Origin of the sequence: Beduini sp., from assembly GCF_047239305.1 — a bacterium.
Lineage (GTDB): Bacteria > Bacillota_I > Bacilli_A > Erysipelotrichales > Coprobacillaceae > Beduini.
This window is the reverse complement of the sequence record NZ_JBKTEM010000027.1, coordinates 1-15,027: the sequence shown is the minus strand read 5'-3', so window position 1 is coordinate 15,027 and position 15,027 is coordinate 1. Positions and strand designations below refer to the sequence as shown.

The window sequence follows — 15,027 nt, the reverse complement described above, 5'->3', positions numbered from 1 at the left end:
AACCTCCAATTTCTAGTGCCCATTTATAATACCATAGCTTTTTTTATACGTCAATGCCTTTTTTACAATTTTCTTGAAAAAACAAACAAGTCGTATCTTTGGGGAATTTGATAGGAATACTCAGATCATTGTATAGTTTGGTCTTATTAAAAAGAAAATATACGTTTATTTTTTTCTTATTTTAATAATATCATTTTCATGAAGATGTCCAATCAATAAGGGAGAATCCGGATCATGCTGAGTATAATGGCAATGTACTTTTTCTTCATCATAATTTGCATAGCAGTATTTACAGAAGTGCAGACAAGTATTGTAAGCGGAAATGTCAACTGTCTGCAAACAATTGCACAGTGGACGTTTGGTATTGCGTGGATACTTTTTTAAAACGTGGGTCAGCTGATACAGACTTTCATTGCTTGTACAGCCTTCTTTCAAAAAGCCGAGGTTACTGAAATCATACTTTTCAGCACAAGTCAGAATCTGCATCTGATGCTTTTGTGTGATGGTGACAAAAGCTTTGGCGATCTGATAAGCTTTTTCATCCGTAATTTCTTCCAGCTTTAAATCTCCACTGTTTTTTAATGTGTTCTTTTTTAGATCAATAAAACTGATAATGATCTTTTCCGTATAGCCTTCCAGCATTGTACAGAGTTTATCAAACATTTTAATATGATGATCGATAGTATAGACAGCATTTAGTAAGATGGGATCATAGCGAATGACAACACGTTCTTTTCCGATTTGACAAGATAGTTTTTTTACAGCTTGAATAATCGTTCCTTTGGCTGGAACATTAGGTTCAATATCTTTTAAATATGGGGTAATCGTAATTTGAAACTGATAGGCAAAATCTTTCAAAAGGTGTAAGCGATCCATCATTGGAATCGGATTCTTAGTACAAAATATAATAGCGTCAATATGGTCTTTATCAAGCAGGATTGTACTGACCTGCTCTTTGTAAAAGGGATTGCGTACTTGAACATAGCCTTCTTCTATTCGCTTGTAAAACCAATCTGCATAAAAGGCGCAGATGTCGGTACGTTCGCTGACACTTAAAATCATAGCTTATTCCCCCTGTTATCATGTATAATGTAGTTATACTATATCGAATAAAAAAAGACCAGTATTTTGTCTTGGAGGAGGGCTTATGGACGATCAAACTGTAATTTATAATATAGCCAAGGAATATAAACTTGGTCCTTTAACTAAAGACCCGGAACGCTTATACGGCGGTTTTTTACATAAGAATTATCTGCTTGTGGGCAGTTCATCAAAATGGGTCGTTAAATTGCTTAATCCGGAAATTATGAAAAGAAAAGAAGCTTTTGCTAACTATGACGAGGCGGAAAAGCTGGAACAATTATTAGAAGAAAATGATCTTCCAACTGTAAGTGCATTGACCATCCACCAATATAAACGTCAATGTTTGGCAGGACACTATTTTTATATTTTTCCCTATTTTAATGGCAATGCTCTCCCTTTTGGTGCTATTACAAAAAAACATTGCTGTTTAATAGGGCAGACTTTAGCCCATATTCATTTGTTAAAAACAATCCAAGAACCTGTTTTGAAAGTGCCATTATCCATAGACTGGTCTTTGTATATTCAAGATCAACAAGCATTATCCAAATTAAAACGATGGCATCAATGCTATGAACTGGCAGCGTTGCTGCCGCCTTTAAAGACGATTTGCCATAATGACTTGGATCCTAAAAATGTTTTATGGAATAAATTTGATTTAAAAATCATTGATTTGGAATGTCTGCAGATGGCTTCTCCATATCTTGAATTGTTAGAAACTGCTTTATGCTGGGCGGGTTATGAAGAAAATTTTAAAGTAGAGTTATTTGATCAAGTCATTGAAGCATATTATGAAATTTATCGATTGCCTGAAATAGATTGGAAAATCATTTATTATCATAATTTTAAAAACAAATTGGAATGGCTGGCTTACAACCTAACTCGACTACAGAGCAGTGATCTGAAGGAAAGGAAGATTGGCAGACAAGAAACAGAAAAAACATGGAAAAATCTTTGTACTTATGAGGCATTAGAGAATATACTGCTAACCCATTTAAAAGCATTGACCTGATAATCAATGCTTGAGCTTTTCAGCTAAACGAGACATATCCCGATAGATACCTTTTTCTAGTTCTAAACGGTATTCCTCAGGTTCTAAGTTATTTTCCACATCATTTAATTCTTTATCTATATTATAAGGAAGACTTACAAATTGAAAGCTGATTTCGCTGTCTTCTGACTGCATATCTCCTTCTAAAATCAAATAATGGGCATGAATTGTTTCGGTACTTGTCCCATCGATTGCGGGATCACGTATAAGATCAAGCGAATTGCCCACACTTCCAACATTAATGAGAGTACGGCAGTACAGCTTTTCCATGATTTGATAATGCGTGTGTCCAAATAAAACGATATCAGCTGTATTTTGTGATAAGGTGAAGGGACTGGCTTCAAATTGCTTCCTTTTTACAGACAGCGGATCTAAATGGGAGATTGCTAAGTCATCTTTTAAAGGAGAAGCATGAAATAGACGTACTAGTTTCCCGCTCATATAAAACTCATAAGAAAAAGGCAGAGATTTTAAGTAAAGAAGATTTTCTTGTGAGAGTAATGAGCGATTCCATTCTATTCGCTTTTTTGCCAGATCATTTAAAGTGGACTCATCGTGAACATCACTGATGAAACGATCGGTATTGCCACGCAGGACAACCTGGCAATGAGATTTTATTAGATCAATGCATTCATTGGGGTGAGATCCTTTTGTGACAAGGTCTCCTAAACAATAAATATCACTGATACCGCGTTTTTTAATATCTGCCAATACGGCTTGAGTAGCTTCTAAATTACCATGGATATCAGAGATGACAGCTATTCTTTTCATCTGTATCACTTCCTTTAATCATTATTTTATCATAATAAAATATATTTACCATCAAGAAACAAGGAGAATCTATGAGAGCATTAGACAGTTTAAATTTAAATGAAAAGAAAATCATTATTTTTGATATGGACGGAACATTGATTGATTCTATCGGTGTTTGGAATATCACCGATCAAAAGCTGATTGAAATTTTAGGAAAGCAAAAAATAGAATTGGATATCATTCAGCAAGAACGTGACAGCTTTTTAGAGCAGCATCAAAAAGAAGATATCTATCTTGCTTATTGCGGCTATTTAAAGCAGAAATATCATTTTAGTATGAATGAGAAAGAAGTATTAGCATTAAGATGGAACATTTCTGACAGCTATTTGAAAGAACAAGTGGACTATAAGGAACGGGCAGAAATTGTGCTGAAGGAGTTAAAAAAGCGTGGGAAAATATTAGCATTAGCAACTGTTACAACACAACTGCAGTTAGATATTTATGAGCATATAAACCCTCATATTCGTGCAAAAGCCCGATTATCCAAAACCTTTGATGTTATTCTTTCAAAAGAAAATCTAACTCATAAAAAGCCTCATCCGGAGATTTACCGGAAAATACAGGAGCACTTTCAAGCAGCAAAAAGGGAGTGCTTGGTGTTTGAAGATTCTTACTTAGGTGTCTTAGCAGCAAAGAATGCCGGGATCGAAGTCATCAATGTGTATGACCGCTATGCGGACTTGGATCGAGGAAAAATCGAAGCCATTGCAGATTATAAAATAACCCATTATGACGAATTTTTAAATTATTTAGAGAACTTGTATAAAAGATAAGACCGTGCTATAGTGAAGTTAGAAAGAGACAGGGGGATAAGATGAAAAAAAGCATGACTTATTTATTTACTAATATTATCGTCATTTACCTTTTGCCATTGCTGCTAAGTAACCGTTTTGGTCAGCCAAGATCTTTGCTTTGGTTAATTTTACCCACATTGATTGCAGTGATCAGTTTCTATTTTTCCAAGTATCACCAGTTAGGATACGGATATTCTTTTTTAATAGCATTCATTACTTTGCCGATGCTGGTGATACTGTTTCCAAGAACTAACGATTTGATCGTCCATCTTCCGCTGTGCTTTATTTATATGGCAAGCGCTTTGGCTGGACATGTTTTAAGCTTAGCTTATCCTAAAATTCTAAAAGATGAATGACATAGAAACAGGCTTGATGAAAATCAAGCCTTTTTATTTTCATAATATAAAAATGGGGTCGGAATCTGTAGTTCTTAGTTGTATTTTAAGGTAAACTGTGCGATTATTTAGTTATAGAAAAGTTAGACTTCTCTGATCTAACAATCCATACACAAATTTATATCCTTATAATCATTAGTCAGCTCTATTATAAAAGAGCATCATAATAATTTTAATTAATAATAAAAACTGCAAAAGATTTATTTAAATATACAAAGGTTTATTGATTCGTTTTTTTAAGCATACGGGGGGGATTTAACTATGTATCATTGTAAATTAAAGATTAATATATTCAGTACCTCATCTTTTTTGGAAGAAGTGTTAAAGAAAGTGCCTGCAAAAGAGCGCTTTGAACATGAATTTGAAACATTATCCAGTATAACTTTGGAAAAAATAAAAGAGAGCAATATAGCGATTATTGACATGCCTTCATGCTATTTGCCATCCCAATTACGTGAGGCTTGTGAAATAGAAAACCGATTAGTCTATTGTCTTAATAAGGATGATACAGAATTTGATTTAGAGGCGATTTGTCAATATTTTGATGATCTATGGGAAAATCCGGAGAATGCAGCATTAACTGCTTTTCGTTTTGAACGCTTGCTTGCATTTATAAAGAGTCAAAAGGATCTATGGCTGACGGAAAACTATTTAGAATCTGGAATCAACAGTATTCCGGACTTGGTTTGGTATAAAGATGTACGTGGTGCTCATTTAAAAGTTAATGATGCGTTTTGTCAAGCTGTGGGAAAGACTAAAAAAGAAGTTGAAGGAAGAGGACACTATTATATTTGGGATTTAAAGAAAGAAGAATATGAAAAAGGAGAATATGTATGTTTAGAGACAGAAGAGATTGTGTTAAAGGAACGCAAAACCTGTCTGTTTGATGAAAAGGTGAAAAGCAAGCATGGACTGCGTCAGTTTAAAACATACAAATCACCGATTTTTGGCGACGATGGAGAGCCTATCGGAACCGTTGGGGTTGCCCATGATGTGACCGATTTAGAAAATATGGGAACAGAAATGGAAATCATCCTTCGCAGTATGCCGTTTTCAATTTTGGTGGTTGGCAGCGATGGATTAATTATTAATGCCAATGAACGATTCGAAGATTATTTTAAAATAAAGCGTGAAGAGATTGTGAATCATAGTTATCAGGAATGGCGGGACAAAACGTTAGCTAATTCAACTCTATCAAAGAATGGTAAAGCCACAGAGGTTGTTATTTACAAAGATGGAAAAGAGTGCCTGCTTGAAATTCGTGAAGAACCGATCTATGACATCTTTTATAATTTGGCAGGAAGACTTTACATTTATCGTGATGTTACAACTGAACGGGCATTAGAGGAACAGATTTTATATAATTCAAATACAGATTTTCTTACGGGACTTTATAACCGCCGTTATTTTTATGAATATGTCAATCAGCATCGCAATAACAAACCGGTAAGTCTGATATATGTCGACCTGGATCATTTTAAAGGAATTAATGACAACTTTGGGCATCAGACAGGAGACGAAGTATTGATTGCAACGGCAGAACTGTTGAAAATTTGTTTTCCGGAAGCCTTCTTAACTCGTTTAGGCGGAGATGAATTTTTGATTATGATTCTTGGGAAATGCGATATAAGCCAGCTGTCAATGCGGGTAGAATGGCTTTTAAAAGAGATTGACAACAAATATTTGAAAACTGAAAAAACAAGCCTGCCTACAGCCAGTATAGGCATTGCCCAAACAGAGGATCCTGATCTTTCCATTGATCAACTGATGCGGCAAAGTGATCTGGCGTTGTATCAGGCAAAGCAAGGCGGACGTAATCGATATCAGATTTATACGCCGGATTTAATGAAAAAATAAACAAAGAAAACACTTCATTTTTATGTGAAGTGTTTTTAAGTGTATGAAAGTTTATATTATTAATCAGATAAAATTGTTTGATAAATAAAAGAAAATCAAGTTGTACACTTTTTGAATGCTTAAACGTGTGTTTGTATAACCTTATATAACCATAATTGAGAAATAAAGTCAAATGCAATTTATTCGTTTGAATGTGCTTTATTTCCACTTGAAAAGGAATAAAAGTCAGTAAAAATAGTGACGGTCATAAAGTGTACTATGTGACCTTTATTAATAAAAGCAAATAAATTCGACAAGGAGTGAACTTATGAGGACCTCAAAACATTTAATAGAACAATTAGCATCTGACTTAGGCTACGAATATATCTCCGATTTACATCGTCCGCAATTATTACCCGAAATTCAGATACTGATCAGCAGCTATGACAGCCAGTCCTATTCACTTAAAGAATGGAAGGATGCGGTTCAGTATATTACAGGAAGCAGCTGCAAGCTATGTGAATGTGAAGAAATAAAGCAATATTTACTTTCGCTAAAAAATAGTTAAAAGATTAAAATAATACGCTATAATTTTTGGATAAATCTATAAAAATACCCAAGCTGCAAGTGGACACTAAGCAAGGAATATGATACGATATTAGAAATAATAAAATAGCTTAGCTTACTATTAATCAAGTGAGAATTGGCTGTTTTATTAAAACAGATGAATGGGGAGGATAGAATGAGACGTTATCGTTTGCGTGCAGATATTTGGCTTTGTTTATGTGTTGCCTTTTTAATTGCTTGTGGAGCTGGGAAAATTGCTGATGTTGTAACAGAAAATACATATGATCGTTATGTAGAGAGGCATACGGTTGATGTGGGAAATATTGGCGGGGCAGCGGATGACAGTGTTTATCAAGCACAAAGCGTAGAGGATTTATTGCTGCATCCTACTTTTACTGTAGTGTCTCCGGGAATTGAATATCGTAACAGAGGGGCAGGATATTATAAATCTTACTATTTGTATAGTTTAACCCTTCCTTCAGGTGAAAAAGTAGCAGCGGCAATTAATATGGATTCGGTTAGAACGACCGAGGATAGTATTTATTCAGGATTATCTATTTTACCTGTTGGCAGAGTGGTGTACGAGGATTTGTCTAAAAATCAGACTTTTTTGAATCAAATCGAGTTTAGTGAGCCATTGACACGAACGGATTTTTATATTGATATGCGAGGGAATGGCGGTACGATGAGTATGGAATCTTATCAGGAGCCTTATCGTGATGTGGTACAAGTGATAACTGTTTTGCTTTGTTTTCCATTACTTCATGCATTGGGGGCTAAGCTAGGAATTTTTCCGTATTTTTTTAGATTTAAAAAGAAGCAGAGCGTATCGGAATGGGATTAAGTAAATAATAGGGGGATAAAATGATGGAAGAAAATAAAAAAATGAAAAAAATAAATATTGGGTATTTATTGGGGTATATATGTATCCCAATTTTGCTGGTCATAGCTTGTACAGCGGCGGCTATTGCGCTGGATGTTTCCGGAGGTGTGGCTGTGGTCTTGGTATTTGTACCGATTGTTTTAGCAGTAGCGTGGTGGTCTTTTGGCGGAAACTATATTTATGATAAAAAGAAGGAAGCGTTTGAACAATCATTAGATGCACAAGGGTTTGTGCGTAATCAGACATTCAATGGAGGAAATTGCCTAGTAGCCGTAGATATAGAACATGGAAAGATCGCTCTTTTATTTCGCTGGAATATGTCACAGCCTTATATTTTCTCAGCTAAGCGGATTCAAAAAATCTGGGTTGATGATGGCAGAGGCGGAGCGGGCTTTATGGAAGGCAGCAGTCGTGTAAGCTTTTTATTTACTGTTGATGATATAAAAATAAGAGTAAATACTTTTACTTCAAATAAACGCTGGCGTATGGACAGCAATTATATTCTGACAGGTATATCTAAAGCGGATATGATGGTTGAAATTTTAAACAAAGCCAAAGCAAAGGGATAATTTATGGGACTTTTTAAGAAAATGAGAGCTGTTTTTCATGATGATTGGTGCAGTCAGTGCCAATCCTCTATGGATATTGTACATAAACAATTGTATGCTTTGCCTACGATGACCGTTGGACATTATTATTCACATGATGAAGCGGATTATTATAAAGCAAATTTAGTGAAGGTCAATAAAAAAGCAGAAATTCCGACTGGGATGTATGCTTGTGGAATGCATGTTTATCGATGTCCTGAATGTGGACATCGTGCTGTAAAGTTAACCGTTTTTTTGCCGGTACGGGATCAGGAAAAACAGGAGCAGCTGCTTTATTTTGATAATGGAGAGATGGATGACTTTATCTATCGTTAAAGCTGTAGCTTAAAGTCTAGTGATGAGATATTTTCTTGTCATTAGACTTTTTATTGAGAGGATAATAAAAAGATGATTTTCAAATAGAAAATCATCAATAGAAATTAAATAGAATTGACTGTAGATAATACAATTCCTTTTAGGAATAGTGTTATTCGTATTCTAATTTTTCAATCGTCGATGTTTTAACGATCTTTAAGAATAGAAGACTGATGCAGCTGCAGATTATCTCAGTTATCGGGAATGCCCACCAGCTGATATTTAGTCCAAAAGTCATAGCTAATACATAGGCACTTGGTATTAATATAATCATTTGACGAAGCAAGGTGATAACTAATGATTTCATCCCGTGATCCAAAGCCTGAAAAATAGCACATAAGATCATAGATATACCGGCAAAGACAAATGAATAGCTAATTGTACGCAGTGCAGGAATACCAATGCTTAACATTTCTTCTTCTGCATTAAACAGATACAGCAGTTCTTTTGGGAAAAACTGGAATAAAAGCATTCCTGCAACCATAATGATACAGCTGATTTTTAAAGTAAATGATATCGTGGCGGTGATGCGCTCTTTTTTCTTTGCTCCATAATTATAAGAGACAATTGGAATTAAAGCATTAATCATACCGTTGACTGCCATAAATACAAATTGCTGAAGTTTGAAATAGATGCTGAATACCGATACAGCTACCTCAGAGAAGGTTACGAGAATCATATTCATAAAGATGGTCATAAAACTCATAATTGACTGCATGAGAATTGCCGGTATGGCGATACGGTAGATATTTTTAATCATCTGCCATTGAAATTTGAATTGCCTAAAATGAATCTGGACTTCTTTTATTTTGAATTGCGTAATTAAAATACCAAGGATCATTGCCGTAATTTGACCGATAACCGTAGCGATTGCTGCTCCGGTTACTCCCAGCCTGGGAAATCCGAACATTCCGAAAATAAAGATTGGGTCGAGGATGATGTTGACGAGGGCGCCGATTCCCTGAATGACCATGTTGTAAATAGGGTTTCCTGTTGCCTGCATGATACGTTCATAAGTAATCTGCATAAATACGCCAAAAGAAAAGAGGGTACAGATTCTCATATAGGAAATTCCCATGTTCAAAATCTCTAGATCTTGTGTAAACAGCCGCAGAAACATTTCTGAAAAGAAAATACCGATAACGGCAAAGATCAGCCAGTTTAAAACAGCGAGTAAAATGCCGTGCAATGTTACTTGATTGGCTTCATACTGCTTTTTTTGTCCTAAATAACGAGATAACAACGCATTTAATCCCACTGCTGTTCCGCAAGCCACTGCAACAATGATCATTTGAATTGGATAGCATAAAGAGACCGCTGCCAATGCATTTTGGGATACTTTAGCGACAAACATACTGTCAACGATATTGTATAGTGCCTGTACCAGCATGGAAATCATGATGGGGATTGACATCGTCATAATGAGTTTTTTGATTTCCATAGTTCCCATTTTGTTTTCTTTCATTTAAATACCTCTCTTTCACACAGAAAAAAGGAACCCGGGGTTCCTTTTTGATTCACTTCGATAGTTTCTTATGTTTTATGCAAAGCGAGATACAGTTGGTATGGGTCACCACTGCATGCCATTATTTTACCATCTCAATAAAAAAATTCAAGAAAAAATGAAAGAAAATGATAAGGTTATAAAGTGGTAAATAATACTTGATTAGGCGATACAGTATTTGAATACTACTTTCTGTTTTTTAATAGAAATGCATCGATATCTTCGTCATCATCTTCTATAGGATGACTTGTTTTTTTGATAGAATCTTGCTTTTCAACGGAAAATTTTTCCGGCTTTTTAAAATAGGCGATAATATATCCAAAACCAAAGAGAGACATTGCATAAAAGGCATAGGGAAGGGTGACTTCCAAATAGGCGATGATCACTTTGACAGGCTGCTGTGCGATCACCAGCTGTTTTGCCTGAACTAAACTATTAATGTATTGATGGATATTATAAAGATTAAGTAAAAGAGCAATCAACATAAAGCCGGCAGCGCTGTAAAACAGATATTCCAGTTTAGGATAAGTTTGTCTTTTTTTCATATTTTTCTCCTTTCTGGTTCTGAGTTAAAACTCATAGAGAATTCCTTTTTTTAAACGCAAGATATGATCGGCTTCTTTTGCCAGCTGTTTGCTGTGGGTCACAACAATCACACATTTATTTAATTGATGGGCACTGTCTTTTAAAATTTTAATAATATCTGCCGCAGTTTCACTGTCTAAGTTTCCAGTCGGTTCATCGGCTAAAATAATCGGGGCATCACTTACTAAGGATCTTCCTAGTGCCACACGTTGCTGCTGTCCGCCCGAAAGATGTAAGACATTACGGTTGATTTCATCATCTTCCAGACCAAGCTGGTTCAAGAGTTCTCGGTCTGCTTTTTTCTTAGACAAACAAAGATTTTCATAAGGAGTCATATAATCGATGAGATTATAGTTTTGAAAAACAATCGAAACATGCTCGTGCCGGTGCCTTAATAAGCCGTACTTTTGAATATTTTCACCTTTAAATAGGATTTCGCCGGTCTGAGGCTCATCCAATCCTGCCATTAAAGATAACAAAGTAGTTTTCCCAGATCCCGATATACCAATGATGACATAAAATTTCCCTTCCTCAAAGGCTATATTGACTTTATTTAAGATTTGCTTAGATTTATTGCTTTTATAATGATAGCTGACATCTTTAATTTCTAACAAAGACATATTGGTTCCTCCTTAACTCATCTTTGATAATATTTCTTTTGGCTTTAAACGCAGTAGTGGTGCAGATGATGCGGCCACAGAGACGATGATTAGAGCTGTTCCGATCATATAGACATAGGCTAATTCATTTATACTTACAGAAACATCTAATTCTTTTATTTCTTCTTGGGTTAATAAGCCCCCATACATATCAATAGAAACACTTTGTGTTGTTGATAGGTTTGATTGATTTTGTTTTTGTGCAATAACACTTTCAATCAGTGAGTTGCTAATGGACTGCGAAATAACTTTTCCGGATAAAAAAGATAATCCAAAAGCAAATAATGCGATTAATAATAATTCTGCAATATACTGCCCGATAATCTTTATTTTTGAGATTCCTAAAGATAGGAGAATACCGGTTTCATATATTCTGCTTTTAATCCATAAAGATAATATGAGAGTAAGAATGATACCGGAAACAATAAAAGCGGCTAATAGTATAGTAGTAATCAGCTGATCTAATTTCTCGATGGATCCTGCAATTTGTTGATATTCAGCATCATTTTGATCAATCATGAACTGCTGCCAGTCTAAATCCAATTTTTTTACTTCATTTACGATATCAGTCATTTCTTTTGGATCTTTGACATAGAAATTTGCTGTGTCAAATTCAAATACATCATGACCTTGCAAAATCTTTCCCGTTTCCATATCCGTTATAATTGTGTTTTCTGGCATCATAATGGATAACATAGAGGAATCTTCAGCGGTTTTAACATTATCAAAGATACCTGCGATTTCCACTTCGACTTCTTTGTCTGTGGCACCTAATTCTTCGGAAATATTTTCTGATAGCTTGAGATTAATTTTATCTCCCACTTTTAATCCGTTCTCTTCTGCCAGTTTTTTATGAATCAAAGCCTTTTGCTTATCTTCGGGAGTAATATGTTCTCCTTCTATTAACTTCATTGTTCCATTTTGAAATAAACTGCTTAATTCTGAATTTAAATTGACATTCATTTGGAAGTTCGGCATATCCCCATTTGTGCTGAACTGAAAAGCTTGTTCCTGTTTAGGGGCTTTGATACTTTTTAGACCATTATCAGCTAGGGACATGGTGGTGGTGGCATTATAATTTTTAATACCGTCTGTTTCTCCAATCTGACGGACAATCGCATCGGATATGGGTTCTCCTTCATTTACTATTTTAATTCCGGTTCCAAAATCTGTCTTCTTTTCAATTTGTTTAATATTGGGATTGCTTTTGTCATAGTTTATATATAATGAAAATTCACTGCCTACTGCTTGTCTTGCCTGCCGCATGGAAGATTGTGCGGCTTTTTTTATTGAGATGCCGCTAATAATCACAGTCGCCATAATAAAGAAAATAAAGAACATTAATACAGTTCTTCCTTTTTTTCTTGTAATGTACAGCCACGCTCTTTTAAATAAACTCATATGATTTACCTCCTTTATTGTAGTACATGATTACTATATCGAAGGAATGTAAAATATTTATAAAATAAAATGATGATGTATATGAAAAAAAGCCAGATAGGCTTTTAAAAGTTAATCGTAAAACGCATTCCGTTTTCATATGGCAAGAAAGTATACGAAAGATTCAGCATGGTAAGAATCTGGTCGACAATATACAGTCCTAAGCCATTTCCGCCGGTTTGCTTGTTTCTTGAAAAATCAATACGATAAAATGCTTCGGTTAAGTGAGGAAGATGTTCATTTTTGATAGGTATACATTCGTTTTCGATGATTAATTGATTGTTTCTTAAGATAATTTTTATTTCGTGATGTTTTGGAGTATATTGGACAGCATTGGCAATTATATTGGATATTGCCTTTTGCAGTGGGATAGGATTAGTACTAATGACTAAAGATTGTTTTAAATCAATCGTTATAGTGACTCGCTTTGCTTTGGCGATCAATAGGTATGGCTCGCTGATGGAGGATAGCCAGTCGGCTAAGTAAATCGTTTCTTTTGTAATGGGGTCCATCGTTCCGTCAAGGGAAGAAGCATCTAAGATGTCCTTTATCATTGTTGATAGCTGGTCAACAATCTCCTTGCATTTTTTCATATAGGTATCATGATCTTTGTATTTACCGATATTAAGAATCATATTTTCAAGAATAATACTGATACTGGTCAGTGGCGTTTTTAATTCGTGAGATGCAGATCGCAAAAAGTCTACTTTCATTTTTTCTGCTTTAGAAACATTATCAATCTCCGCTTCTAAAGAATGAATGGTATGATGCAAAGTTGCATAGAGCTGATTAATGTTTTGTGATAGTTCTCCTATTTCATCTTGGGAAGTTATATTACACTGAGTTTCTATGTTTAAATTTTCCATTTCTTTTGTAGAAGCACATATTGCTTTAATTGGCTTTGTAAGTGCCCTTGCATAAAGATAAGCGGCGCATAAAGAAATAAGAATACTAATCGTGATGGTATAGGGAAGAATTAAAAACATGATATTACTGGCTTCGGTTACAGGCTGCAAGTTCATGTTGAAGGATATTTGAACAGGCTTGCCATCTTCTAAAAGAATTTCTTTTTCTCTTGTGATATGTGTATTATTTGTAGAGATAAAGGAATAGCCACTAATATTTAAAGCGGTCATGTTAGTATCAACGGAAGGCGTAAATTCAAAAATATTCGAATCATCCATATTTACACTATTTTCAGAATGCTGACTTTCATATTCTGTATCATTTGTCTTTGTACTCATTGATACATAAGAAGAAAAGGCGTAAACGGAGTCCGGTGTTGTGATGGTGATATTTACATCACTGTTTTTACTTATGTTCTTCGTTACCTCCAATATATCATCTAAGCTTTTATTTTCCATTTCTTCAAATGCTTGATTGCTGATTTTTGTCAATGTTTTATTTTTTTCATCAATGTAAACACTAGGCATTAAAAAATATAATAGACAGTGGGAAATTAGAATAATGATACACATCAACAGCATTGTAAATAAAAATGTTTTTGAAAACAGTCGCATCTTTTTCATTTTGTTTCCTCGAATTTATAGCCGATTCCTTTTACTGTTATGATGCAATCTAACTGTAGTTTCTTTCTTAAGTTTTTAATATAGACATCAATTACTCGATCCATCGGTGCATCATCTGACCATAAATGATCCAAGATTTGATTGCGAGTCAGCACTTGCCCGGAATGTTCCAGCAATAGTTTTAACAATAATATCTCTTTTGGTTTCAAATCTACTTTTTCATTTTTATGAGTAGCACTGTAGCCTTGAAAATCCACTTCGATCTGTTTGTATTTCCATAGTGTGGGGGTATGGGGAACAGCAGATCTTCTTAGCAAGGCTTCAATTCTTTTTTCTAATAACAGTAATGAAAAGGGTTTGGTGATATAATCATCAGCCTGTTCATCAAAACTCATGATTTGGGTATATTCATCATTCATCGCTGTCAGCATCAATACAGGTACATTGCTTTTTTTGCGAATATGATTTAATACAACAAAACCATTTACCTTTGGCAGCATAATATCTAATAAAACTATATCAAATCTATCGTTTTCAAATAAATTAAGAGCTTCTTCGCCATCGATTGCACATACGGCATGGTATCTGCGTTCTTTAAAAAATTCATAAACACCGTCTCTTGTTTCTTTATCATCTTCTACAAGTAATATTTTTTTCATTTAAAACAACCCTCCGGTATCTCTATTCTAACATAGCTGTATGAAATACATATGAAATATTACTAATTGCTGATAGTGATTTTTGTGGCTGAATTAATTAAACGGAATTGTATGAAAACAAGTGTTAATGATAATAAGGTGACACAACACTTTAATAAAAAGAGTGGAGTGTAATCAATATAAAATAAAAAAACCGATTGACTCGGTTTAATGTATAAACTTGGAGCGGGTGATGGGAATCGAACCCACGTAGTCAGCTTGGAAGGCTGA

At 34.8% G+C, this 15,027-nt stretch carries 16 protein-coding genes; 8 read left to right on the top strand and 8 right to left on the bottom strand.

Features of this window, described 5'->3' with window-relative positions; all coding sequences use genetic code 11:
- Window positions 1-165: 165 nt before the first annotated feature.
- Window positions 166-1,062, bottom strand: coding sequence for a DUF1848 domain-containing protein (locus tag ACLRVU_RS15560; protein WP_412892388.1), 897 nt, complete (start codon window positions 1,060-1,062; stop codon window positions 166-168).
- Window positions 1,063-1,147: 85 nt separating this feature from the next.
- Here ACLRVU_RS15560 and ACLRVU_RS15555 point away from each other — a divergent pair, with 85 nt between their 5' ends.
- Window positions 1,148-2,092 carry an aminoglycoside phosphotransferase family protein gene (locus tag ACLRVU_RS15555; RefSeq protein WP_412892387.1) on the top strand — a complete coding sequence of 315 codons (945 nt, stop codon included), beginning with the start codon at window positions 1,148-1,150 and terminating at the stop codon, window positions 2,090-2,092.
- A 3-nt stretch (window positions 2,093-2,095) separates the two neighbouring features.
- Here ACLRVU_RS15555 and ACLRVU_RS15550 read toward each other — a convergent pair whose 3' ends face one another.
- The gene (locus ACLRVU_RS15550; protein WP_412892386.1) at window positions 2,096-2,902 is read right to left on the bottom strand and encodes a metallophosphoesterase family protein; all 807 of its coding nucleotides are present in this window, start codon (window positions 2,900-2,902) and stop codon (window positions 2,096-2,098) included.
- Window positions 2,903-2,973: 71 nt separating this feature from the next.
- On the opposite strand from ACLRVU_RS15550, the gene ACLRVU_RS15545 reads away from it, so the two are divergent.
- The 7 genes from ACLRVU_RS15545 to ACLRVU_RS15515 all read left to right on the top strand — a co-directional run bounded on the left by ACLRVU_RS15545 (window position 2,974) and on the right by ACLRVU_RS15515 (window position 8,342).
- Window positions 2,974-3,717, top strand: a complete 744-nt coding sequence (locus ACLRVU_RS15545; protein ID WP_412892385.1) for an HAD family hydrolase — start codon at window positions 2,974-2,976, stop codon at window positions 3,715-3,717.
- 41 nt (window positions 3,718-3,758) lie between these two features.
- Window positions 3,759-4,094: a hypothetical protein gene (locus ACLRVU_RS15540; RefSeq protein ID WP_412892384.1), complete on the top strand. Its 336-nt coding sequence runs from the start codon at window positions 3,759-3,761 to the stop codon at window positions 4,092-4,094.
- Window positions 4,095-4,394: 300 nt separating this feature from the next.
- A complete protein-coding gene (locus tag ACLRVU_RS15535; RefSeq protein ID WP_412892383.1) occupies window positions 4,395-5,990 on the top strand; it encodes a diguanylate cyclase domain-containing protein in 1,596 nt (531 codons plus the stop codon).
- A gap of 307 nt (window positions 5,991-6,297) precedes the next feature.
- Window positions 6,298-6,537: a hypothetical protein gene (locus tag ACLRVU_RS15530; protein WP_412892382.1), complete on the top strand. Its 240-nt coding sequence runs from the start codon at window positions 6,298-6,300 to the stop codon at window positions 6,535-6,537.
- A gap of 174 nt (window positions 6,538-6,711) precedes the next feature.
- Window positions 6,712-7,380: a hypothetical protein gene (locus ACLRVU_RS15525; RefSeq protein ID WP_412892381.1), complete on the top strand. Its 669-nt coding sequence runs from the start codon at window positions 6,712-6,714 to the stop codon at window positions 7,378-7,380.
- 23 nt (window positions 7,381-7,403) lie between these two features.
- Entirely contained in the window at window positions 7,404-7,988 is a 585-nt protein-coding gene (locus ACLRVU_RS15520; protein ID WP_412892380.1) for a hypothetical protein, read from the top strand.
- Window positions 7,989-7,991: 3 nt separating this feature from the next.
- Window positions 7,992-8,342: a hypothetical protein gene (locus ACLRVU_RS15515; RefSeq protein WP_412892379.1), complete on the top strand. Its 351-nt coding sequence runs from the start codon at window positions 7,992-7,994 to the stop codon at window positions 8,340-8,342.
- Window positions 8,343-8,493: 151 nt separating this feature from the next.
- Here ACLRVU_RS15515 and ACLRVU_RS15510 read toward each other — a convergent pair whose 3' ends face one another.
- From ACLRVU_RS15510 to ACLRVU_RS15485, 6 genes are all read right to left on the bottom strand, one after another.
- Complete coding sequence (locus tag ACLRVU_RS15510; RefSeq protein WP_412892378.1) at window positions 8,494-9,846, bottom strand: MATE family efflux transporter; 1,353 nt, start codon at window positions 9,844-9,846, stop codon at window positions 8,494-8,496.
- A gap of 224 nt (window positions 9,847-10,070) precedes the next feature.
- Window positions 10,071-10,430 (bottom strand): hypothetical protein, encoded by a 360-nt coding sequence (locus ACLRVU_RS15505; protein ID WP_412892377.1) that lies wholly within the window; start codon window positions 10,428-10,430, stop codon window positions 10,071-10,073.
- Between the two features lie 24 nt (window positions 10,431-10,454).
- Complete coding sequence (locus ACLRVU_RS15500) at window positions 10,455-11,090, bottom strand: ABC transporter ATP-binding protein (protein ID WP_412892376.1); 636 nt, start codon at window positions 11,088-11,090, stop codon at window positions 10,455-10,457.
- A gap of 12 nt (window positions 11,091-11,102) precedes the next feature.
- Complete coding sequence (locus ACLRVU_RS15495) at window positions 11,103-12,530, bottom strand: ABC transporter permease (RefSeq protein WP_412892375.1); 1,428 nt, start codon at window positions 12,528-12,530, stop codon at window positions 11,103-11,105.
- A 104-nt stretch (window positions 12,531-12,634) separates the two neighbouring features.
- A complete protein-coding gene (locus ACLRVU_RS15490; RefSeq protein WP_412892374.1) occupies window positions 12,635-14,098 on the bottom strand; it encodes an ATP-binding protein in 1,464 nt (487 codons plus the stop codon).
- Window positions 14,095-14,757 (bottom strand): response regulator transcription factor, encoded by a 663-nt coding sequence (locus tag ACLRVU_RS15485; RefSeq protein ID WP_412892373.1) that lies wholly within the window; start codon window positions 14,755-14,757, stop codon window positions 14,095-14,097. Before ACLRVU_RS15485 ends, ACLRVU_RS15490 begins: the two co-directional genes overlap by 4 nt.
- Between the last annotated feature and the right edge of the window lie 270 nt (window positions 14,758-15,027).

Coding starts and splice junctions, on each gene's coding strand:
- ACLRVU_RS15485 (WP_412892373.1), bottom strand. CDS start 14,757: ATGAAAAAAATATTACTTGTAGAAGATGATAAAGAAACAAGAGACGGT.
- ACLRVU_RS15490 (WP_412892374.1), bottom strand. CDS start 14,098: ATGAAAAAGATGCGACTGTTTTCAAAAACATTTTTATTTACAATGCTG.
- ACLRVU_RS15555 (WP_412892387.1), top strand. CDS start 1,148: ATGGACGATCAAACTGTAATTTATAATATAGCCAAGGAATATAAACTT.
- ACLRVU_RS15515 (WP_412892379.1), top strand. CDS start 7,992: ATGGGACTTTTTAAGAAAATGAGAGCTGTTTTTCATGATGATTGGTGC.
- ACLRVU_RS15560 (WP_412892388.1), bottom strand. CDS start 1,062: ATGATTTTAAGTGTCAGCGAACGTACCGACATCTGCGCCTTTTATGCA.
- ACLRVU_RS15525 (WP_412892381.1), top strand. CDS start 6,712: ATGAGACGTTATCGTTTGCGTGCAGATATTTGGCTTTGTTTATGTGTT.
- ACLRVU_RS15500 (WP_412892376.1), bottom strand. CDS start 11,090: ATGTCTTTGTTAGAAATTAAAGATGTCAGCTATCATTATAAAAGCAAT.
- ACLRVU_RS15545 (WP_412892385.1), top strand. CDS start 2,974: ATGAGAGCATTAGACAGTTTAAATTTAAATGAAAAGAAAATCATTATT.
- ACLRVU_RS15510 (WP_412892378.1), bottom strand. CDS start 9,846: ATGAAAGAAAACAAAATGGGAACTATGGAAATCAAAAAACTCATTATG.
- ACLRVU_RS15520 (WP_412892380.1), top strand. CDS start 7,404: ATGGAAGAAAATAAAAAAATGAAAAAAATAAATATTGGGTATTTATTG.
- ACLRVU_RS15530 (WP_412892382.1), top strand. CDS start 6,298: ATGAGGACCTCAAAACATTTAATAGAACAATTAGCATCTGACTTAGGC.
- ACLRVU_RS15550 (WP_412892386.1), bottom strand. CDS start 2,902: ATGAAAAGAATAGCTGTCATCTCTGATATCCATGGTAATTTAGAAGCT.
- ACLRVU_RS15505 (WP_412892377.1), bottom strand. CDS start 10,430: ATGAAAAAAAGACAAACTTATCCTAAACTGGAATATCTGTTTTACAGC.
- ACLRVU_RS15540 (WP_412892384.1), top strand. CDS start 3,759: ATGAAAAAAAGCATGACTTATTTATTTACTAATATTATCGTCATTTAC.
- ACLRVU_RS15535 (WP_412892383.1), top strand. CDS start 4,395: ATGTATCATTGTAAATTAAAGATTAATATATTCAGTACCTCATCTTTT.
- ACLRVU_RS15495 (WP_412892375.1), bottom strand. CDS start 12,530: ATGAGTTTATTTAAAAGAGCGTGGCTGTACATTACAAGAAAAAAAGGA.